Annotated in this window: 18 protein-coding genes; 6 read left to right on the top strand and 12 right to left on the bottom strand. The window is 58.5% G+C overall.

All coding sequences use genetic code 11. The features are described 5' to 3' along the window. Nucleotides 1-2: 2 nt before the first annotated feature. The 4 genes from Q354_RS0117415 to hemB all read right to left on the bottom strand — a co-directional run bounded on the left by Q354_RS0117415 (nt 3) and on the right by hemB (nt 5,109). Nucleotides 3-761, bottom strand: coding sequence for an ABC transporter substrate-binding protein (locus Q354_RS0117415; protein WP_156948410.1), 759 nt, complete (start codon nt 759-761; stop codon nt 3-5). Nucleotides 762-809: 48 nt separating this feature from the next. Then, nucleotides 810-1,583 carry an ABC transporter ATP-binding protein gene (locus Q354_RS0117410; RefSeq protein ID WP_027858710.1) on the bottom strand — a complete coding sequence of 258 codons (774 nt, stop codon included), beginning with the start codon at nt 1,581-1,583 and terminating at the stop codon, nt 810-812. 317 nt (nt 1,584-1,900) lie between these two features. Then, nucleotides 1,901-4,057 carry a polyphosphate kinase 1 gene (gene ppk1 / locus Q354_RS0117405; RefSeq protein ID WP_051560241.1) on the bottom strand — a complete coding sequence of 719 codons (2,157 nt, stop codon included), beginning with the start codon at nt 4,055-4,057 and terminating at the stop codon, nt 1,901-1,903. A gap of 41 nt (nt 4,058-4,098) precedes the next feature. After that, complete coding sequence (gene hemB, locus Q354_RS0117400; RefSeq protein WP_027858708.1) at nt 4,099-5,109, bottom strand: porphobilinogen synthase; 1,011 nt, start codon at nt 5,107-5,109, stop codon at nt 4,099-4,101. Nucleotides 5,110-5,328: 219 nt separating this feature from the next. On the opposite strand from hemB, the gene elbB reads away from it, so the two are divergent. After that, nucleotides 5,329-5,982, top strand: coding sequence for an isoprenoid biosynthesis glyoxalase ElbB (elbB, locus tag Q354_RS0117395; RefSeq protein WP_027858707.1), 654 nt, complete (start codon nt 5,329-5,331; stop codon nt 5,980-5,982). Between the two features lie 16 nt (nt 5,983-5,998). Here the strand turns inward: elbB and Q354_RS26325 are convergent, their stop codons facing one another. Next, a complete protein-coding gene (locus tag Q354_RS26325) occupies nt 5,999-7,225 on the bottom strand; it encodes an MFS transporter (RefSeq protein ID WP_036230495.1) in 1,227 nt (408 codons plus the stop codon). Nucleotides 7,226-7,332: 107 nt separating this feature from the next. Between Q354_RS26325 and Q354_RS0117385 the strand changes: the two genes are divergently transcribed. Then, nucleotides 7,333-7,953 (top strand): helix-turn-helix transcriptional regulator, encoded by a 621-nt coding sequence (locus Q354_RS0117385; RefSeq protein ID WP_027858706.1) that lies wholly within the window; start codon nt 7,333-7,335, stop codon nt 7,951-7,953. A 78-nt stretch (nt 7,954-8,031) separates the two neighbouring features. On the opposite strand, the gene Q354_RS0117380 is transcribed toward Q354_RS0117385, so the two are convergent. Continuing rightward, nucleotides 8,032-8,637, bottom strand: a complete 606-nt coding sequence (locus Q354_RS0117380; protein ID WP_027858705.1) for a LysE family translocator — start codon at nt 8,635-8,637, stop codon at nt 8,032-8,034. A 165-nt stretch (nt 8,638-8,802) separates the two neighbouring features. On the opposite strand from Q354_RS0117380, the gene Q354_RS0117375 reads away from it, so the two are divergent. Then, nucleotides 8,803-9,294: an Lrp/AsnC family transcriptional regulator gene (locus Q354_RS0117375; RefSeq protein WP_027858704.1), complete on the top strand. Its 492-nt coding sequence runs from the start codon at nt 8,803-8,805 to the stop codon at nt 9,292-9,294. Nucleotides 9,295-9,361: 67 nt separating this feature from the next. Here Q354_RS0117375 and Q354_RS26320 read toward each other — a convergent pair whose 3' ends face one another. The 6 genes from Q354_RS26320 to hisB form a co-directional block, all read right to left on the bottom strand. Then, nucleotides 9,362-12,487 carry an efflux RND transporter permease subunit gene (locus tag Q354_RS26320; RefSeq protein WP_051560239.1) on the bottom strand — a complete coding sequence of 1,042 codons (3,126 nt, stop codon included), beginning with the start codon at nt 12,485-12,487 and terminating at the stop codon, nt 9,362-9,364. Between the two features lie 9 nt (nt 12,488-12,496). Continuing rightward, nucleotides 12,497-13,501: an efflux RND transporter periplasmic adaptor subunit gene (locus Q354_RS0117365; RefSeq protein WP_169828906.1), complete on the bottom strand. Its 1,005-nt coding sequence runs from the start codon at nt 13,499-13,501 to the stop codon at nt 12,497-12,499. 141 nt (nt 13,502-13,642) lie between these two features. Then, a complete protein-coding gene (locus Q354_RS0117360; RefSeq protein WP_156948409.1) occupies nt 13,643-14,257 on the bottom strand; it encodes a DUF1439 domain-containing protein in 615 nt (204 codons plus the stop codon). A 296-nt stretch (nt 14,258-14,553) separates the two neighbouring features. Continuing rightward, on the bottom strand, nt 14,554-15,327 hold the full coding sequence (gene hisF / locus Q354_RS0117355) for an imidazole glycerol phosphate synthase subunit HisF (RefSeq protein ID WP_027858701.1): 774 nt from the start codon (nt 15,325-15,327) through the stop codon (nt 14,554-14,556). 72 nt (nt 15,328-15,399) lie between these two features. Next, nucleotides 15,400-16,047 (bottom strand): imidazole glycerol phosphate synthase subunit HisH, encoded by a 648-nt coding sequence (hisH, locus tag Q354_RS0117350; protein WP_027858700.1) that lies wholly within the window; start codon nt 16,045-16,047, stop codon nt 15,400-15,402. A 2-nt stretch (nt 16,048-16,049) separates the two neighbouring features. Beyond that, on the bottom strand, nt 16,050-16,643 hold the full coding sequence (hisB, locus tag Q354_RS0117345) for an imidazoleglycerol-phosphate dehydratase HisB (RefSeq protein ID WP_027858699.1): 594 nt from the start codon (nt 16,641-16,643) through the stop codon (nt 16,050-16,052). 171 nt (nt 16,644-16,814) lie between these two features. Here hisB and Q354_RS0117340 point away from each other — a divergent pair, with 171 nt between their 5' ends. The 3 genes from Q354_RS0117340 to Q354_RS27560 all read left to right on the top strand — a co-directional run bounded on the left by Q354_RS0117340 (nt 16,815) and on the right by Q354_RS27560 (nt 23,797). Then, nucleotides 16,815-19,001: an AsmA family protein gene (locus tag Q354_RS0117340; protein ID WP_027858698.1), complete on the top strand. Its 2,187-nt coding sequence runs from the start codon at nt 16,815-16,817 to the stop codon at nt 18,999-19,001. Between the two features lie 215 nt (nt 19,002-19,216). Beyond that, the gene (gene mutY, locus Q354_RS0117335; RefSeq protein WP_027858697.1) at nt 19,217-20,251 is read left to right on the top strand and encodes an A/G-specific adenine glycosylase; all 1,035 of its coding nucleotides are present in this window, start codon (nt 19,217-19,219) and stop codon (nt 20,249-20,251) included. A 222-nt stretch (nt 20,252-20,473) separates the two neighbouring features. Beyond that, nucleotides 20,474-23,797 carry an EAL domain-containing protein gene (locus tag Q354_RS27560; protein ID WP_051560237.1) on the top strand — a complete coding sequence of 1,108 codons (3,324 nt, stop codon included), beginning with the start codon at nt 20,474-20,476 and terminating at the stop codon, nt 23,795-23,797. The last annotated feature ends 67 nt before the right edge of the window (nt 23,798-23,864 follow it).

The following is a 23,864-nucleotide window of genomic DNA, read 5'->3' as shown; positions in this document are numbered from 1 at the left end:
GATTAATAGATGGAGAACGGGAAGTACTTGGCGTTGATCTTGTCGTACTCGCCGTTAGCACGGATCGCGTCCAGCGCTGCGTTCAGCTTAGCCTTCAGCTTGTCACCCTTACGTACTGCGATACCGATCTCATCGTTGATGTCGATATCCGCGCCTTTGAATTCGAAGCCTTTAGCGGCATCAGTCTGCAGCCAGTCGTAGGCAGGGAACTTGTCGGACAGCAGGCCATCCAGACGGCCGGAGGACAGATCCAGGTAAGCGTTATCCTGAGTGTCGTACAGCTTAACCGTTACAACGTCCGCCAGGTTGTCTTCCAGGTACTGACCGGCAATCGTGGCGCGCTGGGCACCGATGGTCTTGCCTTTCAGGGCTTCTTTGCTGGTTTCAAACGTTTTGCCCTCAGGCGCTACGAATGCCAGTACGTTGGAGTAGTAGCGCTCGGTAAAGTCCACCACGCGCAGACGCTCTTTGGTGATCGACATGGAAGCGATGATAGCGTCGTATTTGCGCGCACGCAGGCCAGGGATAATGCCATCCCAGTCCTGAGCCACGATGCTGCAATCCGCCTTCATCTCTTTACACAGTGCATTGGCGATATCAACGTCAAAACCGGTCAGCTGACCGCTGGCATCAACCATGTTGAAAGGTGCGTAAGCGCCTTCAGTGGCGATACGGATTTTGTCACCGGCCAGCGCGCCCTGTGCGGCGAACATAGCTCCGGCGATGACAGATGCTGTAGCAATAATCTTGCGAACGCTCATGATTTTCAGTTCTCTTTGTATAGTTATGTTGTTATTAGTATCAACAGATCAGCTGTGGCTGGACATAAATTCCCGCACACGTACCGATTCGGGATTGTCGAACAGCTGTTCGGGAGGCCCCATCTCCTCCACCTGTCCCTGATGCAGGAACACCACCTGGCTGGATACATCGCGGGCAAAACGCATCTCGTGGGTCACGATCAGCATGGTACGTCCCTCTTCCGCCAGTTCACGCATCACACTCAGCACCTCATTGACCAGTTCAGGATCGAGGGCCGAGGTGGGTTCATCAAACAGCAGTACCTGCGGGTCCATTGCCAGCGTACGGGCAATCGCCACACGCTGCTGCTGGCCGCCGGACAGGTTGCCCGGATAAGCATCCTGTTTATGCGCCAGGCCTACTTTATGCAGCAGTTCCTGAGCACGCGCAGTCGCTTCATCTTTAGGCAGTCCCAGCACCTGAGTCGGTGCTTCGACAATATTCTGCAGGATAGTCTTATGAGGCCAGAGATTAAACTGCTGGAATACAAATCCGATGCGTGAGCGCATCAGTTCCAGCTGTTTACGGTTGGCCGCTTCCAACGCGCCGTTCTTGGCGGTTTTCAGCACAAGCTCCTCGCCACCCACAACGATCTTGCCGCTGTTAGGCTGTTCCAGCAGGTTAATACAACGCAGCAGCGTGCTTTTACCTGAACCACTGGAACCTAGGATAGAGATTACGTCGCCATCATTGGCAGACAGGGAGACCCCTTTCAGAACTTCGTGATCACCGTAGGATTTGTGAATATCAGTCAGTTCAAGAGCCGTGCGTACATTGGCCATTGGATAATTCCGATTGGATGGTTCCGATTGGATGGTTCCGTTGTGTCGCTGGCCTGCTGCACCGGGATCACCAGTACCGAGGCTAGGCTTAACGCTACATACTGCGCTATGCCCGTTAGCATGGGTTTCGTCTGATGTTATTAATAAACTTTATTCAACATAAGAAACCCTAAAGGCGCTATTCTGCAATTTTCACTGCCAAATCGCAATTACGTAACAGATATTCTGTTTATGGCTGTTAAGTGCTCAACCGAGCCTCAGATTCAGCACCTAAAAAAGGCGACCCGCAGGTCGCCTGTTTGCAGCTGGCAGCAGCGTTAGCGGGCAAATTCTTCCAGCAGTTTCTGCTGTGCCGAGAACGCCTCTTCCCCTTCGGCCGGGAAGTTCTGCACATAGCTTCCGTCGGCCTGCAGATCCCAGCTCTGGCAGTTGTCCGCCATATAATAATCCAGCTCGCGCTTGATACGGTCGGCATGCTTGCCGAACAGCTGGAAGCCGGTCTCGACACGGTTCAGCATATTACGCTCCATCCAGTCGGCACTGGCACCGAACACTTCCGGCTTACCGTTATGCCCGAAGTAATAGACCCGGGTATGCTCCAGGAAGCGGCCGATAATAGAGCGCACACGGATATTCTCCGACAGTCCCGGAATTCCCGGACGCAGTCGGCACATGCCGCGAATCACCAGGTCGATCTGCACGCCGGCCTTGGAGGCTTCGTACAGCGCGCGGATCATCTTCGGCTCGGTCAGGCCGTTAACCTTCACCATGATATGGCCTTTCTTGCCGGACTTGGCCAGACGCGCTTCGCGCTGGATCAGTTCGATCATCTTGGCATGCAGGGTAAAGGGGGCGTTATAGAGCTTCTTCAGCTTCTGGATCTTGCCCATGCCGGTCAGCTGCTGGAATACCTTATGCACATCCTCGCCCACCTCCTGATCAGCCGTCATATAGCTGTAGTCGGTGTAGAGGCGGGCGGTTCCGGAGTGGTAGTTGCCGGTGCCCAGATGACTGTAGCGCACCAGCTTATTCCCCTCCTCGCGCACGATCAGGATCGCCTTGGCGTGGCACTTATAGCCCACCACCCCGTACACCACCAGACAGCCCGCTTCCTGCAGACGGCTGGCCAGGTGCAGATTGCTCTCCTCGTCGAAGCGGGCACGCAACTCGATCACCACCGTGACCTCCTTACCGTTGCGGGCCGCTTCCACCAGCGCCTTGACGATATCGGACTTGGCACCGGTGCGGTAAAGGGTCTGCTTGATCGCCACGACACCGGGATCTTTGGCCGCCTGGCGCAGCAGGTCGACCACCGGGGTGAAGGACTGAAACGGATGCTGCAGCAGGATATCGCCATGGCGCAGGGAGAGGAACATATCCTTCTGTTCCTTGAGGCGCCCCGGCATGCCCGGAGAGAACGGCTTGTAACGCAGGTCGTTGCGTTCGACCAGGTCACGCACCGCCATCATGCGGGTCAGGTTAACCGGGCCATCGACGCGATAGGTCTGGGCTTCGTTAAGGCTGAACTCCTCCTGCAGGAAGTGAATCAGGTCCTCAGGCGTACGCTGGTCCACTTCCAGGCGCACCGCATCACCGTATTTCCGCGAATGCAGCTCACCACGCAGGGTGTTGGCCAGATCCTCGATCTCTTCAAAATCGAAGGTCAGGTCGGCGTTGCGGGTAATACGGAACTGGAAGCAGCCCTTCACTTCCATCCCCGGGAACAGTTCATCGGCGAACTCATGAATAATCGAGGAGAGGAAGATCAGGTTATCGCCCTCGCCACAGAGCTCTTCCGGCAGGCGGATCAGGCGCGGCAGCGAACGCGGCGCCGGGATGATTGCCAGCCCGGTCTCACGACCGAAGGCATCCTTACCGTCCAGCTGAACGATAAAGTTGAGGCTCTTATTCACCAGACGCGGGAAAGGGTGCGACGGGTCGAGGCCGACCGGGCTGATTACCGGTAACACCCGCTCCTCGAAGTAGTCCTTGATCCAGTCGCGCTGCTCCGGCGTCCAGCTGGCACGGCGCAGGAAGTGGATATTCTCCGCCTCCATCGCCGGGAACAGCAACTCATTGAGGATCTTATACTGGCGCTCGACCTGGGTATGGCAGATCTCGCTGATCCGCTCCAGCACCTGACGCGGATGCATCGCATCCGGCCCCACTGCCTCGCGGCCGTACTTCAGCTGACGCAGCTGTTCGGCGACGCGGATCTCAAAGAACTCATCCAGGTTACTGGAGAAGATCAGCAGGAACATCAGCCGTTCCAGCAACGGATGGCTTTCGTCCAGCACCTGCTCCAGCACGCGGATATTAAACTGCAGATGACTCAGCTCGCGGTTGATATAAAGCTCAGGGGCTTTAAGGTCAACCGGCGGCTCCTCTACCGGTTCCTCGGTAGTGGGCACACTCTCACGACTCTCCAGCAGGGCCACTGCGGCTTCATTTTGTTCCGTTAACTGTTCGACCATTCCATAATCTCCTTGGGCGGCCCGCTGGTGCGTGCCGCGACTTATTCGTTCATCAGCTGTGCCGCACGCTTGGCGAAGTAGGTGAGGATGCCGTCGCAACCGGAGCGTTTAAACGCCATCAGCGATTCCATCATCACCGTCTTTTCATCCAGCCAGCCGTTCTGGAATGCCGCCATATGCATGGCGTATTCACCGCTGACCTGATATGCGAAGGTCGGCACCTTGAATTCTTCTTTCACCCGGCGCACTACATCCAGGTAGGGCATGCCCGGCTTCACCATCACCATGTCAGCGCCTTCGGCCAGATCCATCGCGATCTCGTGCAGCGCCTCATCGCTGTTGGCCGGGTCCATCTGGAAGCTGAACTTGTTACTCTTGCCCAGGTTACCGGCAGAGCCCACCGCATCACGGAACGGGCCGTAGTAGGCACTGGCATACTTGGCGGCATAGGACATAATGCGGGTGTTGACGTGACCGTTCATTTCCAGCTCTTCGCGGATCGCGCCGATACGGCCATCCATCATGTCACTCGGGCCGAGGATATCGGCACCGGCTTCAGCGTGGGACAGGGCCTGCTTTACCAGCACCTCAATGGTGTCATCGTTCAGTACGTAACCCTGATCGTCGATGATGCCGTCCAGTCCATGGGTGGTGAACGGGTCCAGCGCCACATCACTCATAATGCCCAGGTCAGGACAGGCATCCTTGATCGCACGCATCGCTGTCTGCGCCAGTCCATTGGGGTTATAAGCTTCTTCAGCCAGCTCGGATTTAGCGCTGGCGGGCGTTACGGGAAACAGGCAGATCGCCGGGATTCCCAGCGCTTCCAGCTCTTTGGCTTCCTTTACCATCAGATCCACCGAATAGCGGAACACCCCCGGCATCGAAGGCACTGCTTCTGTCTGGTCTTTGCCTTCCAGAATAAACATCGGGTAGATCAGATCGTCAGGGGTCAGGGTGTTCTCACGCATCATGCGGCGAGAGAAATCATCGGCGCGCATGCGACGCATGCGGGTTTCCGGGAATAAACGCTGGCTGTTATTAAAGGCCACTGACAACTTCCTTTACTTGAATTGAGATTGGACTCGAAAATGATGACAAATATATGACAAACCCGAAATAACAGGGCAGATCAGGCGCCAGCCCCGCCGACTGGCTGAGCCGGCACGCTGCGCGAATTGTCTGGAATATAGGCAAAATCTTAACGCAATTCACAGCGGCGCGGGTATGATTAAAATCACCCGGTGAATAGAGAAGGGAGAACCTCTGCAATGAAAAAGATCGCTGTAATCCTGTCCGGCTGCGGTGTCTATGACGGCGCCGAAATCTATGAATCGGTGCTGACACTGCTGCGCATCGAACAGAACAATGCCAGTTACCAGTGCATGGCACCGGATATAGAGCAGCTGCATGTGATCAATCACCTCAAGGGCGAAGTGGCCGAGGGCGAACGCCGTAACGTACTCATCGAGGCGGCGCGACTGGCCCGCGGCGATATTATCGATCTGGCCAGCGCCGATGCCGCTGACTATGACGCCCTGATCATCCCCGGAGGCTTCGGCGCGGCCAAGAATCTGTCTGACTTCGCCGTTAATGGCAGTGACTGTGGCGTCAACGCCGAGGTGAAACGCTTCACCCAGGCGATCCATGCCGCGGCTAAGCCGGTCGGCCTGATCTGTATTGCCCCGGCGATGACGCCACTGCTGTTTGGTGAAGGCGCCACCTGCACCATCGGCAACGATGCCGACACCGCCGCCGCTATCGAAGCGATGGGCGGCCAGCACCGCAATGCCTGTGTCGATGAGATAGTCGTAGATGCCGAACGCAAGCTGGTGACCACCCCGGCCTATATGCTGGCGGGCTCCATCAGCGAAGCCGCCAGCGGCATCAATAAGCTGGTCGATGAGGTGATCGCCCTGGCCTGACCGTTTCGATACCACCTCAGGGCGCGCTGGTCGACTGCGGCCGCAGCGCCCGTCCTACCTCGACGATTCCCTTGCGCAGGAAGATCAGTACACAGAGCAGCGCCAGCATGGCCGCCCCGATATAGGCATACTGGGTTCCCTGAATTACCAGTAGCGCTCCCATCGCTGCCGCCAGCAGCTCACTGCCCATTGCCAGTGCCCGATAGAGTCCCATCGCCTCGCCCTGCTGTGATGCAGGCGCATTGTTGGAAACCCCCAGCGAGGTCGCCTGCTCGCCGATGGTGATACCGACACCGGCGATCGCCATCACCAGATACAGCATTGCCAGCGACTGCGGCACCACAAACAGCAACATCCCCAGCGTCATCAGCAGATGTCCCAGCAGACCGATCCAGAGCAGGTGCAACCGGCCTGAGATACGTCCCGCCAGCCAGCTGCCGAACATCATCGGTACACTGATCATCACAGCGGCCAGCGCCAGCTGGAATGGCGTCTGGGCAAAACGCTCCACCAGCCAGACATTGAAGAAGTTGAAATACAGCATAATGGCGCCGTAGCTCAGCAGGGTCAGCAACAGATAGAGACGCAGCTGCGGCAGCCTAATCAGGCTCAGGCGCACCGCCGGTGGCTCAGCGCCGGGGCCCTGCGCTGCGGTTGTCACCGCCGGTAACCCCCAGAACACCCCGCCCAGGTTCAGCGCCGCGATCACCCCGGCACCGATAAAGGGTGCGGTATAACCGCCGCCGTACTCAGCCATAAAGCCGCCAAACAACGGCCCGACAATCCAACCCATATTCAGTGCCACATTCAGACGCGAGAACAGGATCGGCTTGCGCTCAGGTGAACTGATGTCGGCCGCCATCGCCTGGGCGATCGCCACATTGCCGTTACAGAGTCCCTCCCAGAGACGGCTGAGCAATAACAGCCAGAGCCACTGCTGCCAGATCGCCAGCGCCATCACCAGGTAGCCCAGCACCACTCCGATCAGCGCCCCGACCAGTACCGGCTTGCGGCCCCAGCGATCCGACAAGCGTCCCAGATAAGGCCCGCCCAGCATCTGCCCCACCGGATAGAGGCCAAAGGCCAGCATCAGCCACCAGATCCGTTCGGTCTGGCCGGTATCAGACGCCAGAAGCTGGTACCCCTGATCGAGGAACATCGGCGTCATCACCGGCGATGGCAGGGCAAACCCCGCTACCGCCAGCATCACCGTCATAAACAGTATCCATTCTGTCCGGTTCATAGCTGCCACCCATTTAATAAACATTTTTGTTTATTAAATATCTCAGATTCTATTTAGTAAACCAATTTGTTGATTAAAAATCCCTATCGCAAGATACTGTTGTAACTATGAGCAATGCCGACCAGATACTCCAGTTACTGAAAACCCGGGGCCCGCTGACCGCAGCGGAACTGGGCGAATCCCTCGCCATCACCTCGATGGGCGCACGCCGCCACCTGCAAGCCCTGGAAAACGAGGGGCTGGTCTACTGGCAGGAGAGTGCCGCCAGTCGCGGCCGTCCCAAGCACCGCTGGTACCTGACCAGCAGCGCCATGCAGCGCTTTCCCGACAGCCATGCCGAGCTGAGCCTGCAACTGATCGAATCGGTGATCGATCTGTTCGGTGAAGAGGGTCTGGACAAGCTGATCAGCCGCCGCGAACAGCAGCAGTCACAACGCTACCGGCAGGCGCTAGCGGATAAACAGGATATAAGTGAGCGCCTGCATACCCTGGCCAGCCTGCGCAGCGAGGAAGGCTATATGGCGGAAACGATCGAGTGCGAGGATGGCAGCTTCCTGCTACAGGAACACCACTGCCCGATCTGCGCCGCCGCTACTCAGTGCCAGGGCTTCTGCCGTTCGGAACTGGCGTTGTTCCGTCAGCTGCTTGCCGGTCAGGCCAGCATCGAACGCGAGCAGTACCTGCTCGATGGCGACCTGCGCTGCAGTTACCGGATCAAACCATTGTGATAGCCGTCAGTGCCTGAAACCCGGGCAGAGCAAGCCAGGTTAGCCAGGGATCTGGGATATTCAGGCGATAACGGGGCATCACACCCCTGTCATCAGTAAGGCACTCCAGACCGTGGCCAGCAGCGCCAGTGCCAGTATCCGGTTGATTTTGACCTCCCATCGCGGAAATCCCGCCAGCTGCGCCGCCGACTGACCGAGCCAACTCCAGCAAAGCTGGCAGGGCACCGCTACCAGAAAGAACAGAGCGGCCAGCATGGATGTATGTTGCAGGTTCTGTGCATCGGGCAGGGAGAAAATGGCGGTCGTCGACAACGCCATCATCCACGCCTTGGGGTTGACCAGCTGCAGGGCCGCGCCCTGCAGCCAGCCGATGGTTTTACCCCTGTCCTGACCGGCCTGACTGGGAGCTGCGAAGAACAGCTTCCAGGCCAGCCAGCTCATCCAAAGACCGCCTCCCCAGCTCATCACCAGCTTCAGTAGCGGAGAGCCGACAATAACCGGGGCAAGTCCCGCACCCGCCAGCCAGAGAATCAGGGTCATACAGACCGAAGCCCCCCAGATAAAGGGCAATGCCGCCCATATCCCCCGACGGGTTCCGATCATCAGCGAGATCAGATTACTCGGTCCCGGTGTAATCGAGGCGATAAAGGCAAACAGGCAAAAATTCAGGTACAGGCTCAACATGGCCAGGCTCCGGATATCTTAAAATCACAGCCCACTCAAACCGAGCGAGGCACTTATCCACGCGGGCTATCCAGCCTGCGCTTACCCGAAATATTCTATGTTGATGGCCAGAAACAACCTTGCTATAACCGCTATCATCTACACAACTTTTAGAAGCATCCCCTCATGAAGAATGACAATAAGAAAGATTCTGCCCATGAGCATCTGGACCAGACCGACCTGCAGATTCTCCGTCAGCTGCAGCAGGATGGCCGCATCAGCAACACCAGGCTGTCAGAGAAGGTCAACCTCAGTGAAACGCCCAGCTGGCGACGCTGGAAACGGCTGGAGGAAGAAGGTTATATCGAGGAATACCGCACCGTGCTGAACCGGCGCAAGCTCGGCTTTGGCGTCGTTGTTTTCACCCAGGTATCCTTTGGCCGTCACGACGTGGAACTGACCGATAATTTCGAAAAGATCGTCGGTGAGTTTGAATGGATTCAGATGTGTCACTGCATCACCGGCAATGTCGACTACCTGCTGCAACTGGTTGCCCGGGACCTGGATGAGTTTTCGGAGCGCATCACCCTGCTGCGGCGCATTCCCGGCGTTAACGCGGTGCAGTCCCATATCTCCGTAAAGGAGGTCAAAGCCAGCGCCCGCCTGCCGATCGAATAGAGATCCCGCCGGTATTGTTTCAGACCGCCCTGCGGCGGCTACCCGCTGCAGGGCGGCAGCTTCAGCCTCAGGCCGAGCGCGCCAGCTGCTTCCGCTCCCTTTTCTCCTGCCGCCGAATCTTCCTGCGCGCCGCGCCTGCCATCGATATCCGGTAGAGGGTCGGCACCACAAACAGGGTCAGGATGGTGGAGAACGCCAGGCCGCTGACGATAGCGGTAGCCACCGGCCCCCAGATCAGCGATTTACCGCCGAGGCCGGTCGCCAGCGAGAACAGTCCGGCAATAGTGGTCAGGGAGGTGATCAGGATCGGGATCACCCGCCGCCGCGCCGCATACAGCGTGGCGTGCAACACACTCATACCGCGATCCAGCCGGGCATTGGCGGCAGAGATCAGCACAATGGCCGCATTTACCGCAATCCCGGCCAGCGCCACGACACCATAGAGGGTAAACAGGCTGAGCGGGTTCTGGGTCACGAACAGGCCCATCACCACCCCGGTAAAGGCCATCGGCACCGTAGCGAGGATCATAAACGGTTGCCAGTAGCTGGCGAACTGGGTGCCGAGAATCAGGTACATCACGCCGACACCGAAGATAAACAGCACGATCATGGCATCGATGCTCTCCTGAATCTCATCCAGCTCGCCGGTGAAATCCAGCCCCAGGTTAGGGAACTGCGCCTGCAACTCGGCATTCCAGTGATCCAGCACCATGGCGTTGGCCGTCACTGTGTCGAGGCTATCCGGCTTCAGATCCGCCTCCACGGTGATGGCACGGCGGAAGTTGTAGTGGCGGATATTGCCCACTCCCGGCGCTTTATCCACCCGCACCAGACTGTTCAGCGCCACCTGATCACCGGTCGCGGTGGGAAGCTGGAACTGCAGCAGCTGCTCGACATCGGCATAGGCTTTCGGCTCAGCCCGCACCCGCACTTCCAGCTTTTCGCCATCGTGCTGCATATCGGCCACCACCTCGCCATCCACCAGCAGGTGAGCGCTGCGCAGTACTTCGGTCGGTCGCAGCCCGGCCCGGGTGATGGCATCGAAGTCCGGCGTCAGGGTCATCGCCATCCGCCCGCCCCCGGCATCATCGCTGATATCGATCATCTCCGGCACCGACTCCATATAGGCCTGCAGGGCATCGGCGGCGGCGCGGATCTCGTCGTAGTCATCGCCGCGCACCTTGATGCTGATCGGCTTGGAGACTGGCGGCCCACCCGCCAGACGCAGGAAGGAGACCTTCACCGGCCCGGCCAGGGCCTCCATATCGGCCCGTACCGCTTCAATCAGCTCATCGACGCTGCGGTTGCTATCACTCTTAGGCTTCAGCCCCACCAGAATCTGGCCATACTGGTCGCCAAACTGCGGTGCGGTCTCGGTAAACTGCTGCCCGGCATAGCCCACCACGGCGCGCATATCCTCATCTTTCAGGTGGCTGCGCACCCGTTGCTCCGCCTCGCCCACTTTCTCCAGCGTCTGCTGCAGGGTGGATTGCGGCGGCATCTGCAGATTGACGTAGAACAGCCGCAGCGGATCGGCGGCGAAGAAATCGATCTTGATCAGCCCGGCGCCGATCACTCCCAGCGAAGCGATAAACAGCATCAGCATCATCAGCAGGGTCAGGGCTGGTCGACGCAGCGCCTTGATCAGGCTGCGGATATAGAAGATCTGGATCCTGCGGGTAGAGCGGATACGCCAGCGCTGCACCCGGCCGGGGTTTTCGAAGCTGATCCGGGTCACCGAGACATGGGCCGGCAGCATCCAGAACGCCTCGATCAGCGAGATCGCCAGGGCGATAATCACCACCATCGGGATCACCCGCATAAAGTCGCCGAGGATACCGGGCAGCAGCATCAGCGGCATAAAGGCCGCCACCGTGGTCAGCACTGCGCTGGTTACCGGCCGGCCGACCTCCCTGAGCGAGTTCACCGCCGCTTCCAGTGCCGCTTCGCCCTGTTGCAGGCGGTGGTAGATCGCCTCCACCACCACCACGGCATCGTCCACCAGCATACCGAGCACAATCACCACCCCCAGCAGCACCGTGACATTGAGGGTCTCGCCGATACCCCAGAGCACCCAGAAGGTGCCGGCGAGGATAAAGGGGATACCGATCGCGGTGAGGAAGGCGATACGGCTGCCGAGAAACAGCCAGGCGACAAACAGCACCAGCAGCAGGCCGATCATGGCGTTGTTCTGCATCAGGCTGATCGCCTCACGGGTAGGGATGGTCTGGTCATCCACCAGCACCAGGTCGACTCCGGTCTGAAAGCCCAGCTTGTTGCGCTCGGCCATATAGTCCTTCACCCGCTCTACCAGCTCCAGGGTATTGGCGTTGGACTTTTTCATCACCGCCAGCACCACCGCGGGTTTGCCGTCGATGATCGCCTCCTGCACCGCCTTCTCACGGCTGCGGATCACCGAGGCGACCCGCTCCAGGGTTACCTCCTCACCGTTCAGTCCCACCAGCGGCAGCTGCTTGACCCGGTCGGGTGAGGCATCGCGCGCCACCAGTCGCACCAGCCAGGCGTTACCGCCGACATCGACGCTGCCCGCCGACAGGTCCTGAAACCAGAGCGCGACGCTGTCCGCCACCTGGGTCGGCGACAGCTGCAGTGCCTGCAGGGCATCGGGATCGAAGTTCACCTGCAGCTCCGGATCATCCAGCCCCACCGGATCAACCCGGTCGACCCCGGCCAGGCGCTCCAGATCCTTTTCGATATTGCGCGCCTGAATGCGCAGGTTCTCATCGTCCGCCAGACCGGTTACCGCCACGGTGACACTGGGGAAGGCATTGGCACTGGTGATTTCGAGGATAATCGGATCGGTCGCTGCCTGCGGCAGCTCATCCTCGGCGTTCTGGATCTCACGGCGCAGGTCGGTGACCCGCTTATCGAAAGTGCGGGTGTCGATATCCTGAAAACGGATCAGCAGGCTGGAGATGCCGTCGCGGCTGTTGGAGGAGGCAAACTTGATATCGGAGACGTTCTGGATCGCCTCCTCCAGCGGATCGGTCACCCGCTTCTCGATATCCACCGCCGAGGCACCCGGCAGCGCGGTGGTCACCACTATCCAGTTAAAGTTGATAGTCGGGTCCTGCTGTCGCGGCAGCAGGTTGTAGGCGATAGCACCGATAATCAGTACCAGCACAAACAACAGGTTGGCCAGCACATGGTGGTTGATCAGTTTTTTCAGCATCACTGCGCCCTATAAGTCCCTGGCATCCTTCAGTTCGACCCGGTCACCGTCGGAAACAGCGTGCTGCCCTTCGACGATCACCAGGGTATCCTGCGGCAGATCGACCAGCGCCGCCTGGCCCTCACTGGCCTGCGGCAGCGGCCGGAAGCGGCTAACACCCTCCTCATAGAGCATCAGCCCCAGCACACCATCACGCTTCACCATCATTCCGACGGGTACCGCCGGACGCTTGCCCTGCCAGACAAGGCGGCCACTGCTGCCGGTCAGCGCCTTGCTGTCGGCAAAGCTGAGCCGCACCTCCTGAGTGCGGCTGCGGCTGTTGATCAGCGGAATCACCGCGCGCAGCTGCAGAGGATAGCTGCTGTCAGCGGTCTGGTAGAGGGGAGAGCGACCCTGTTGCAGCAGGGCGACCTGGGACAGCGGCAATTTGGCTTTGACCTCGGCGCGATCGGTACGCAGCAGGCGGATCAGCGGGGTGGCAATATTGGCCAGGCTGCCCTCGGCCGCCATCCGTTCGGTGATCACCCCGGCAAAGGGGGCTTTGATCTGACAGCGCTCAACCCTGATCTGGCTGGCGCTGATCTGCACCTCACTGCCGCGCCGCTCCGCCAGCAGGGTATCCAGTTCGGCACGGCGCTGGTCGCGCTGCTCCTGCGAAGCGGAACGCTGTTTCAGCAGGCGTTCGGCCCGGCTCAGCTGCTGCCGCGCCAGACGGATACGGGCATCCAGCGCATCCCTGACGCTTTGCGCCTGCTGCAGCGCCAGGCGGTGGTCGCGACAATCCAGTTGCACCAGCAGCTGGCCCTGCTCCACCCGGTCGCCGACATCGACGCTGACCTGTTGCACCAGGGCGCTGATCTGGGCACTGAGCTGGCTGTGATCGTAGTTGGTGACCTCCGCCGGGGCACTGTACTGCACCGCCGACACCAGCGCCGACAGCGGTGCCACTTTGACCGCTCCGGCCTGAACAGAGACCGCAGATAATAGGAATAACAAGCCAATCAGTTGCCGCATCGCCACCTTTCCCTTCTGGAAATACCTGAAATCATCCCGATAAACATTTTTGACTGGACCATCCAGTCCAGTCTTCATTGTTCATTCTATATGCAGATGATGTCAATTGGCCTGACCGTTCTTGCGCCCTCCAGGCCTGAATCAATGCACCTTGAATTCCAGCTTGCCGTCGCGGATCTCAATGCCCCTAAAGGCCCTGGCTGCAATCCGTTCCTGCATACTGTCGCCCAGCTGGTAAACCGGATAGCGCGAGAAATAGCTGCTCAGCGCCATCTCCAGCTGTGGCTGCAACACCATCAGCAACGGCTGCATCAGCGCCTGGTTCAGTTGCTGGTTCTGGAATCCCAGCTGGGTGACGCGGGGATCGACCAGATAGATTGCACCCTCGTCATAGCGCAGTCCGGTCTCCAGCTGTGGTTTCAGCTCGGAAGAGAGCTTCAGTTCCTGGCCGAAGACGCTGGCCCAGCCCTTAATACCAGAGTCCAGCGTCACCTGGGCGACACCACCGCGCGCCTCCAGCAGTTTCAGCTGCAGGTTGAACAGCTTCATCTCCAGCCGGATGCGGTTCTGCTGATGGCTGATATCCAGTACCCGGTTCTGCCCGGCGCGCTCCGCCAGTTGCTGGTTCAATTCTGCCTCGGTCACGCTGTAACTGGCGCACCCCGCCAGTACCAGCAGCAGAACGGCCAAAAATCCATGTCGCCAGAATCGCCTGATCATTGTCACTACCTCTTCGCTCATCACGTACAGCGTCACAGTGTGCGCCTGTTTCAGCGATAAAAAAACCGCCGGGACTGATCATCACAGCGGTTTTCAGATGTATCGGGGCTGAACGGCCCGGCAAGCGACCTAGCGCGACCAAGCCCGATCGAGGATAGCACGACAGTCGGCCCGAACAGCTGATTGCTCAGTTGCAGGCCTTCTGTGTGCGAGCGGTGGGGGCTGGATAAGCAGAAAACGAAAAAGCCCCGCATCGCTGCAGGGCTTTTGCAAGATCAGTGGATAACTTAAAGCTGTAAGTTATCCACTGTTATCTAATTTGCCGGTATCAATTACAGGCGTACTTCAACACCGGCATCGCGCATATGCGCTTTGGCTTCCGGGATGCTGTATTCACCGAAGTGGAAGATCGAGGCCGCCAGTACCGCATCGGCTTTACCTTCGACACAACCGTCCACCAGGTGCTGCAGGTTACCCACACCACCGGAGGCGATAATCGGTACATTCACCGCTTCGGAGATCGCGCGGGTGACGCCCAGGTCGTAGCCATTCTTGACGCCATCCTGGTCCATCGAGGTCAGCAGGATCTCACCGGCACCCAGCTCGACCATCTTCTTCGCCCACTCAACAGCGTCGAGGCCGGTCGGCTTGCGGCCACCGTGGGTAAAGATCTCCCACTTATCTGCTTCACCTTCGCCGGACACTTTCTTAGCATCGATCGCCACCACGATGCACTGGGAGCCGAAACGCTCCGCCGCTTCGCGGACGAATTCCGGATTAAATACCGCCGCAGTGTTGATGGAAACCTTATCGGCACCGGCATTGAGCATGGTGCGGATATCGTCGCAGGTACGGATACCGCCGCCGACGGTCAGCGGGATAAATACCTCGGCCGCCATACGGCGCACGGTATCAACCGTGGTATCGCGGCCTTCATGACTGGCGGTGATATCGAGGAAGGTAATCTCATCGGCACCCTGTTCGTTGTAGCGCTTGGCTACTTCGACCGGGTCACCGGCATCGCGGATATCCACAAACTGCACGCCTTTGACCACACGGCCGTTTTCCACATCCAGGCAGGGGATGATGCGTTTTGCTAATGCCATCTTGTTCTCCAGATTCTCTGTGCAGAGCTGTCTGTTTCAGAGCTTTCTGTTATAAAGCCAGGGCCCTGTGGATTAAACCTTGCCGTTCCAGTCGAGGAAGTTTTTCAGCAACTGCAGGCCTGCAGTGTGACTCTTCTCCGGGTGGAACTGGGTCAGGAAGACGTTATCGCGGTACAGCGCCACATCAAACGGTACGCCATACTCACAGGTACCGGCCACCTGGGCTCGCTCTTTCGCCTGCACATAGTAGCTGTGGACAAAGTAGAAGCGTTCGCCGCTGTCGATATCTTTCCACAGGGGATGATCGATGCTCTGCTCGACCCGGTTCCAGCCCATATGCGGCACTTTCAGACGCTCGCCCTGCTCATCGCGCAGGTCGTCACCAAAATACTTCACCTCGCCGCCAAAGTGGCCCAGGCAGTCGACGCCACCGTTCTCTTCAGAACGCTCCATCAGCGCCTGCATGCCGACGCAGATACCGAGGAAAGGCTTGCCGGAAGCGATCGCATCGCGCACTTCCTTGTCCACACCCTGATTGACGATCTCCGCCATACAGTCGCGGATCGCACCCACGCCTGGCAGCAGCACTCGGTCAGCCGCCGCTACTTTGGCCGGATCGTTGGTTACCCAGACTTCAGTTTCCGGAGAGACATGCTCCAGCGCCTTGGCAACCGAGTGCAGGTTGCCCATGCCATAGTCAATTACTGCAACCGTTGCCATGATCAGAGAACACCCTTGGTAGATGGCATCTTATCGGCAGCGCGCTGGTCCACTTCCAGAGCGTGGCGCAGGGCACGGCCGAAGGCTTTAAAGATGGTTTCCGCCTGGTGATGGGCGTTGAAACCCTTGATGTTATCGATATGCAGGGTGACACCGGCGTGGTTGACGAAGCCCTGGAAGAACTCCCAGAACAACTGGGTATCCAGCTTGCCGATCGCCGCGCGGGTAAACTCGACATTCATATCCAGACCCGGGCGACCGGAGAAATCGATCACCACGCGGGACAGCGCTTCGTCCAGCGGGCAGTAGGCATGGCCGTAGCGCATGATGCCTTTCTTATCGCCTACCGCCTTGGCAAACGCCTGGCCCAGGGTAATACCGATATCTTCGACGGTATGGTGATCATCGATATGAGTATCGCCGTTCGCATGGATGTTGAGGTCGATCAGGCCATGACGGGAGATCTGCTCCATCATATGTTCGAGAAATGGTACGCCGGTCTCGGCTTTAAACTCACCCGTACCATCAAGATTTACAGACACCGTGATCTGGGTTTCCAGCGTATCACGTGACACCGTGGCTTTACGCTCGGTCATTCTTGCTGCTCCACACGTTCGACGAAAAACGCCCATTATACAACCAATCGCCGCCGGATGCCGCCTGCACAAAACGCCATTTGCGCCGCCTAATGCGTCAGCCCGCTTACCTCTACCTGTCATCCGCCATCTGCTACTATAGGGCCATGCGTTCTGGCCATGGAGGCAACCATGAAAACCCTGACTAAAATCCTGCTGGCACTGGTACTGTTTTTCGTCGTACTGGGCGTCGCGGGCGGTGCAATACTGGGGATCTTTTTCGACCCCAACGAATATAAGACAGAGATTGAGAAAGCCGCGCTGGACAACGCCGGTATTGAACTGAAGATCGGCGGCGAGATCGGCTGGTCGGTCTATCCATGGCTGGGACTGGAGCTGAACCAGCTCAACCTGCGCTATGCCGGTAAAGCGCAGCTGGCCAGCCTGGAGCAGGCGCAGCTGGCCGTCAGCATTCCCGCCCTGTTCAGCGGCCAGGTGAAAATGCAGAGCCTGCAGGTCAATGGCCTCGACCTGAGTCTGCAGCAGGACAAGAGCGGTAATAACTGGAGTGGCGATCAGGCTAAGCAGCCTGAGTCCGACACCGCGACTGACAGTGCCGACAGCAGCAAAGCAGCCCCGCTGGCGATCGATATCGAAAGCGTGGTGATCAGCGACGCCAATATCCGCTATAACGATAAACTCAGCGGCAGCCAGTTTATCCTCAGCCGATTCAATATGAATTCGGGCCGCATCGCCCTGCAGCAATATTTCCCGGCCGAGCTGAGCTTCCACGCCGAGCAGCTGGGAGCTGATGGCAAGACCATCCAGATCGCCAGCGATACCCGGCTGAAAGCCAACTTCCTGCTGGATATCGAAAAACAGCACTACCAGGTTAACGGACTCGACGCGATCTTCGACCTATCCGGTGCGCTGCTGCCTAAACCAATGCAACTCAAGCTGCACAGCGATATCGAAGCCGATCTTGAACCCCAGCAGGCAGTGATCAAGAACCTGGCGATCGAGATCGACGATCTCGAACTCAGCGGCGACCTGCAGCTGAAAAATTTCGCTAAGCCCCAGCTGAGTGGCGAACTGGCAATTGCCGAGTTCGACCCGAAAAAGCTGCTTAAGGCGCTGGGCCAGCCTGAGATCGAAACCACCGATCCGGATGTGCTGCGCAGGGTCAGCCTGAGCACCAAGCTGGCCGGAACCACTGACAGCATCAGCCTCAACCCGCTGAGCCTGAAGCTGGACGACACCCGCTTTAACGGCAGCATCGGCTACGGTCTGACTTCCGGTGCCCTGAAGCTGAAACTGAAAGGCGATGCCATCGATGCCGACCGCTACCTGCCTCCGCAGCCGGAACAAACAGAGGCGGCCAAATCCGAGCAGTCCGCTAGCGGCCCGGCTGCCAAGGGCGAGCGTTACTCCAAACAGCCGGTGATCCCGGTCGAGCCGCTGAAAGCCCTGAATCTGGATGCCGACCTGGCCCTCGGTAAGCTCAAGGTCAATAAGATGGACCTGAGCCAGTTGCAGCTGGAGGTCAGCGCTAAAAACGGCCTGGTTAATGCCCGTCGCATCAACGCCGATATGTACGGCGGCACCATCCGCAACAGTGCCACACTGGACGTACGTAAGACCCCGGTGCGAATCAGCGGTACCAAGGATATCCGCAATATCCAGATTGGTGATGTACTCAAGGACCTGATGGATAAGGATATGGTTACCGGCAATCTCAGCGCCAAATCCGATATCAGCGCCGAGGGCCGCTCGGTCTATGACATAGTCCACAGCATGAACGGTACCGCCAGCGTGCAGATGAAGGACGGCGTACTGAAGGATATCGATATCGCTTATACCGTCTGCGAGGGGATGAACAAGATCTCCGCTTTCGGCATTAACCCGGAGCCGGTGGATCGCTCCACCCCGTTCGCCAACCTCAGCGCCAGCACCAAAATCGTCAATGGCGTGGTCAACAACCCAGACCTCAAGGCCAACCTCGACGCTATGGTGCTGAACGGTAAAGGCAGTATCGACCTGCCGAAAGAGAGCCTCGACTACCGCCTCGGCCTGATCATCGAAGAGAACCTGTTCAAGCAGAGCTGTTCGATCAACAACAAGATCGAAGGCATCGAATGGCCGGTGAACTGTAAGGGCGGCTTCGACGACGACCCGGCCAAGATGTGTCGGCCAGACCTCAGCGGCTTTAAGGACGCCTTCAAGCAGAAGGCCAAAGCCGAGCTGAAAGACAAATATGGCGACAAGGTCGAGTCTAAAAAGACTGAGTTGAAAGAGAAGAAAACCGAGCTGAAGGATAAGCTGAAAGAGAAACTCGGCGGCGAAGAAAAAGCCAAAGAGCTGCTGAAAGGGCTGTTCTAAGCCGCCATTGGCGGAGCTACGGGTAAAAAGCATAAGCGGCAGGCGGATAGCCTGCCGCTTTTTTATGGTCTGATCTCACCACAGCCCCGCCTTTGTCGTCGTGCACTCCGTGAGCGAAGCTCTTTTTCCGAGAACCCAGATCCCCTTGCAGCTTGCCGCCTCGCTGCCTATGATCGCACCCACTTTATTCACAGCACTGAAGCGCCGGGATCAGCATGACACCGATAGAGTTTTCCACAGCCGTACTGGACTGGTTCGATGAAAATGGCCGCCACGACCTGCCCTGGCAGGCCAATAAGACCGCCTACCACACCTGGATCTCAGAGATCATGCTGCAGCAGACCCAGGTCGCCACGGTGATCCCCTACTTCGAGCGCTTTACCGAGCGCTTTCCCGATGTCCACAGCCTGGCCGAAGCGGATATCGATGAAGTACTGCACCTGTGGACAGGTTTAGGCTACTACGCCCGTGCCCGTAACCTGCATAAGGCGGCGCAGCAGGTTGTGAATAACTGTAACGGCGAATTCCCCCAGACAGTCGAAGGGCTGGAAGAGCTGCCAGGCATCGGCCGCTCCACCGCCGGAGCGGTGCTGTCGATCTCCACCGGCAAACGGGCGGCGATACTCGATGGCAACGTCAAACGGGTACTGGCGCGTTTCTATGCCGTGACCGGCTGGCCGGGGACCACGGCCGTGCAGAAACAACTGTGGCAGTATGCTGAACGCAACACCCCGGCCCAGCGCTGCGGCGACTACACCCAGGCGATGATGGATCTGGGCGCTACCCTCTGCACCCGCAGCAAACCCAGCTGCCTGCTCTGCCCGCTGCAACAACACTGCGGTGCCTTTGCCCGCGGTATTGTGGATAAACTACCGGCACCACGACCAAAGAAAGAGATTCCGATCAAACAGACCCTGATGCTGATTATCCACAACGAACAGGGTGAGATCCTGCTCTATCAGCGCCCGCCAACAGGACTCTGGGGGGGGCTCTGGAGCCTGCCGCAGGTACAGGACCTGCGCGATACCCTCGGCGAAACCGGCCTGCAGATCGATCCGGACAGTGCCCAGCCGCAGCAACCATTGCGCCATACCTTCAGCCACTTTCATCTGGATATCACCCCGGTGAAGATCCGCCTCAGCGAGAGCGCCGATGGCGTGATGGAACAGCACGCGACCTGTTGGTACAACCCGCAAAATCCTGCCAGTATCGGTCTGGCGGCACCGGTTAAAAAACTACTGCACAAATAGTCACAGGCTCTGCCTCAGGCTCGCATCGGCTGTGCCGCCGCTTACTACGGCCGCCAGACGCTGCAGCCGCATCAGATCAGAATAATGATTGAAACCTCATATTAAAATCGCCTTCTCATTGTCGAAGTGATGCCGGTTTAGTAGTTTAAACAGTTCGACAATCGGCCTGACTCTAAAAAGGATACATGCAGTTCCGCCAGTGCCGTCAGAGAACCCCAACCTGTGCCCGCAAAGAAAGTCAGCTTTTTAAAATCCGTTATATTGCTGGTCACAATTGTCGTAACCTGCCTGCTGAATATCACCTCCACTTTCGCCGGTCCGGCCAACGAACCCGATGACCAACAACTGAGTGATCTGGCCAGTCGCATCCAGTCCAGCCTTAACCGCAAGCACTACCTGCTGGAAGCCCTGAGCGAGCTGGCCCGTCGAAATCCGGAAATCTCACAGAGCGCTTTTGAAGATGCGACCCGCGAGATGTTTTCCGGCGACAGTGAATTGCTGGCACTGGAACTGGCACGGGACAGCATCATCAGCCATGTCTATCCTCTGGCCGGAAATCAGCAGGTACTCGGGCTGAACCTGACCGCCACCCCGGGTCAGAGTGCCCAGGTGCAGAAAGCGATCACCAGTCGCACGGCAACGCTTGCCGGCCCCTATGCGCTGTTACAGGGTGGTCATGGGGTCATCCTGCGCCAGCCAATCTTTCTCGGAGCGGATGCGGAACGCTACTGGGGACTGGCGATACTGGTCATCGACTGGCGTCGGCTAAGTCAGCAGGTCGGCCTGAATGAGCTGGAAGCGGAGCACCAGTTTGCACTGCGCAACTCAGCCCCGGACGGGACTGCAATCGCCCTCGGCAATCAGGAACTGTTTGAGGATGGCACGGCCGCGATTACCTCAATTTCACTGTCGAATGCCGAATGGCAGCTGGCCCTGAAGACCAACCCGCATCACCACACCGGTGACGAGTCTGCGTTAATCATTAACCTGCTGGTTGCCGCCGGTCTGTTGCTGATCTTTCTGGCGATTATATTGCGCCGCTACAACCACTGGCTGACACCTGCCGCGCTGTCGATCGCCTTTATCCTGCTTGGTATCGCCGGGCTGAAGGCCTATAACGATTCCGATCGCAACAACCGCATGCTGCAAAGCTATGATGCCGCCAACCGCATCCGACAGCTGATCTATCAGCGCCTGGCCGATAACCAGAGTTACCTCAGCCTGCTGGCAGAAGAACACAGTCTGGGCCAGCTTGATCTGCTCCAGTTCTCAAGTCGTGGCGGACGCTTTGTCGCCGATCATCCGGAATTGAAGAACCTCACTCGGGTCGGCAGCGACCTGGTGATTGAGGAGGTCACGCCACGCCAGGGCAATGCCCAGATACTTGGCCTGACCATCAGCCTGGAAGCCCCGCGTCGCGCCGCGCTGCTGGCCAAGGAAACCCGCCGCGCGGTCTACACCGATATGTTTAAAAACATCCAGGGGATGCAATCATTTGAAACCTGGTATCCGGTGTATAAACAAAACCGCTTCGAAGGCCTGATTGTCGCCGTCTATGATGTTGAGAAACTGCTGCAGGCGATCATCCCCCCGACGCTGGCACAAAAATATGAGGTCAGCATTCGTCACCGGGATAACAAGCCTGCCCAGCCTCCCCGGCAGCGGGTTCAGCGCCAGCTGACCACCCCGGGCCATGGCCTGCAACTCTATCTGACGCCGAGAAACGCCAGCCATACCAACGAAACCTCTTTACTGCTGCTCACCACCCTGGGCCTGGCGCTGGGGATCTTTCTCGGTATCCGCGCCCTGCAACGCACCAACCAGCGCCTGTCCCAGCGTTACAAGGAGCTCAGCGCCGCCCAGGTCGCCCTGATGCATGAGAAAGAACGCTCTCAGATCACCCTCAGCTCCATCGCCGATGGTGTTATCACACTGAATAATCAGGGCGAGATCCTCAGCCTCAACGCCACCGCACAGCAGCAGCTCGGACTGCAGAGCAACCTGGCGGTCGGCCGGCCGCTGACCGGCATACTGCAGCTGGAAACCGACTCCCCCTCCGCGGACGAGGCGGGTGCCGTCGAACAGCTGATAGAACAAACCCGGAGCCAGCGTCAATACACCCAGCTGCAGGGCTATATCGACCGACAGCCGCGCCTCCACCTGCAGTGCAGTGCCAGCCGCATCGAAGTCTGCGGCAAGCAGGAAGGCATAGTGGTGGTGTTACACGATGTCAGCGAGCTGACTGCGCTGGCATCCGAACTGGATTACCGTGCCCGTCACGACGCCCTGACCGGCCTGATCAACCGCAGCGAGTTTGAACAGCGCTGCAAGGCCGCCGCCGGAAACGGTCAGCATGCGCTGCTGTATATGGATCTGGATCAGTTCAAGCTGGTCAACGATACCTGCGGTCACCTTGCCGGTGATCATCTGCTGATACAGCTGACCGCCCTGCTACAGAAACAGATAGAGCCCGGCGATACACTGGCGAGGCTGGGCGGCGACGAATTCGGCCTGCTGCTGACTGACTGCAACACCGAACAGGCGCAACAGCGGGCCGAGCATATTCGTAAAACCGTAAAGGCGTTCCGCTTTGTGCGTGATGACAAGGTATTCGAGCTTGGCTGCAGTATCGGACTGGTCCCGCTGAGGGCCGGTATCGACTACAACGCCACGTTGGCACGGGCAGATATGGCCTGTTATATCGCCAAGGACAGCGGCCGTAACCGGATTCATACCGTCACCGAATTCGATCAGGAATCCAGCCGGCGCAGTGGCGAGATGTCCTGGGCTGCTCGCCTGAATACTGCACTGGAACAGAATCGCTTCCTGCTCTTCCAGCAGCGTATCGAACCGGTCAGCCGCGACAACCAGCACAGCGCATTCTGCGAAGTCCTGCTGCGGATGCGTGACGAAAAAGGCAATCTGATCCCGCCCGGAGCCTTCCTGCCCGCCGCCGAACGCTATCACCTGATCAGCACCCTGGACCGCCGTACGGTCGAACTGGCGCTGGATTTCTTTGAAAGCAGCCCCGAAGCGCTGGACGCCCTGAGCATGTGCTCGATAAACCTCTCCGGTCAGTCCATCTGCGATGCCGCCTTCACCGACTTCGTCAGCCGGCGGTTGCGGCAATCCAGCCTGCCCAACCATAAAATCTGTTTCGAGATCACGGAAACGGCCGCCATTGCCAATCTCAGCAAGGCCAGTGACTTTATTCACCGCCTGCAACGCCAGGGAATCCGGTTTGCCCTGGACGACTTCGGCACCGGCATGTCCTCCTTCGGCTACCTTAAACAGCTCCCGGTGGACTTCCTGAAGATAGACGGTAGTTTCGTCAGGGATATCGCTACCGATCCCCACGACCGCACCTTCGTCGAAGCGATCAACAATATCGGCCACAGCATGCAGATGACTACGGTCGCAGAATTCGTCGAAGACGAGGCCGCGCTGCAGGTGCTGCAGCAGATCGGCGTCGATTACGCTCAGGGTTACGGTATCGCCCGCCCGGCGCCATTACAGCAACTACAGGCGATCATCCCGGCTGAATAACCCTGCAAAACGTGGCATGGAAGGCGTGGCGGCGCTCTGGTATAACTGTCAGCAATGAAGCAATAGT

The sequence above is a fragment of the Marinobacterium jannaschii DSM 6295 genome (genome assembly GCF_000620085.1).
Taxonomy (GTDB): domain Bacteria; phylum Pseudomonadota; class Gammaproteobacteria; order Pseudomonadales; family Balneatricaceae; genus Pontibacterium; species Pontibacterium jannaschii.
This window is presented reverse-complemented; position numbering and strand designations above follow the sequence as displayed.

Coding starts and splice junctions, on each gene's coding strand:
- Q354_RS0117415 (WP_156948410.1), bottom strand. CDS start 761: ATGAGCGTTCGCAAGATTATTGCTACAGCATCTGTCATCGCCGGAGCT.
- Q354_RS0117410 (WP_027858710.1), bottom strand. CDS start 1,583: ATGGCCAATGTACGCACGGCTCTTGAACTGACTGATATTCACAAATCC.
- ppk1 (WP_051560241.1), bottom strand. CDS start 4,057: ATGGTCGAACAGTTAACGGAACAAAATGAAGCCGCAGTGGCCCTGCTG.
- elbB (WP_027858707.1), top strand. CDS start 5,329: ATGAAAAAGATCGCTGTAATCCTGTCCGGCTGCGGTGTCTATGACGGC.
- Q354_RS26325 (WP_036230495.1), bottom strand. CDS start 7,225: ATGAACCGGACAGAATGGATACTGTTTATGACGGTGATGCTGGCGGTA.
- Q354_RS0117385 (WP_027858706.1), top strand. CDS start 7,333: ATGAGCAATGCCGACCAGATACTCCAGTTACTGAAAACCCGGGGCCCG.
- Q354_RS0117380 (WP_027858705.1), bottom strand. CDS start 8,637: ATGTTGAGCCTGTACCTGAATTTTTGCCTGTTTGCCTTTATCGCCTCG.
- Q354_RS0117375 (WP_027858704.1), top strand. CDS start 8,803: ATGAAGAATGACAATAAGAAAGATTCTGCCCATGAGCATCTGGACCAG.
- Q354_RS26320 (WP_051560239.1), bottom strand. CDS start 12,487: ATGCTGAAAAAACTGATCAACCACCATGTGCTGGCCAACCTGTTGTTT.
- Q354_RS0117365 (WP_169828906.1), bottom strand. CDS start 13,501: ATGCGGCAACTGATTGGCTTGTTATTCCTATTATCTGCGGTCTCTGTT.
- hisF (WP_027858701.1), bottom strand. CDS start 15,327: ATGGCATTAGCAAAACGCATCATCCCCTGCCTGGATGTGGAAAACGGC.
- hisH (WP_027858700.1), bottom strand. CDS start 16,047: ATGGCAACGGTTGCAGTAATTGACTATGGCATGGGCAACCTGCACTCG.
- hisB (WP_027858699.1), bottom strand. CDS start 16,643: ATGACCGAGCGTAAAGCCACGGTGTCACGTGATACGCTGGAAACCCAG.
- Q354_RS0117340 (WP_027858698.1), top strand. CDS start 16,815: ATGAAAACCCTGACTAAAATCCTGCTGGCACTGGTACTGTTTTTCGTC.
- mutY (WP_027858697.1), top strand. CDS start 19,217: ATGACACCGATAGAGTTTTCCACAGCCGTACTGGACTGGTTCGATGAA.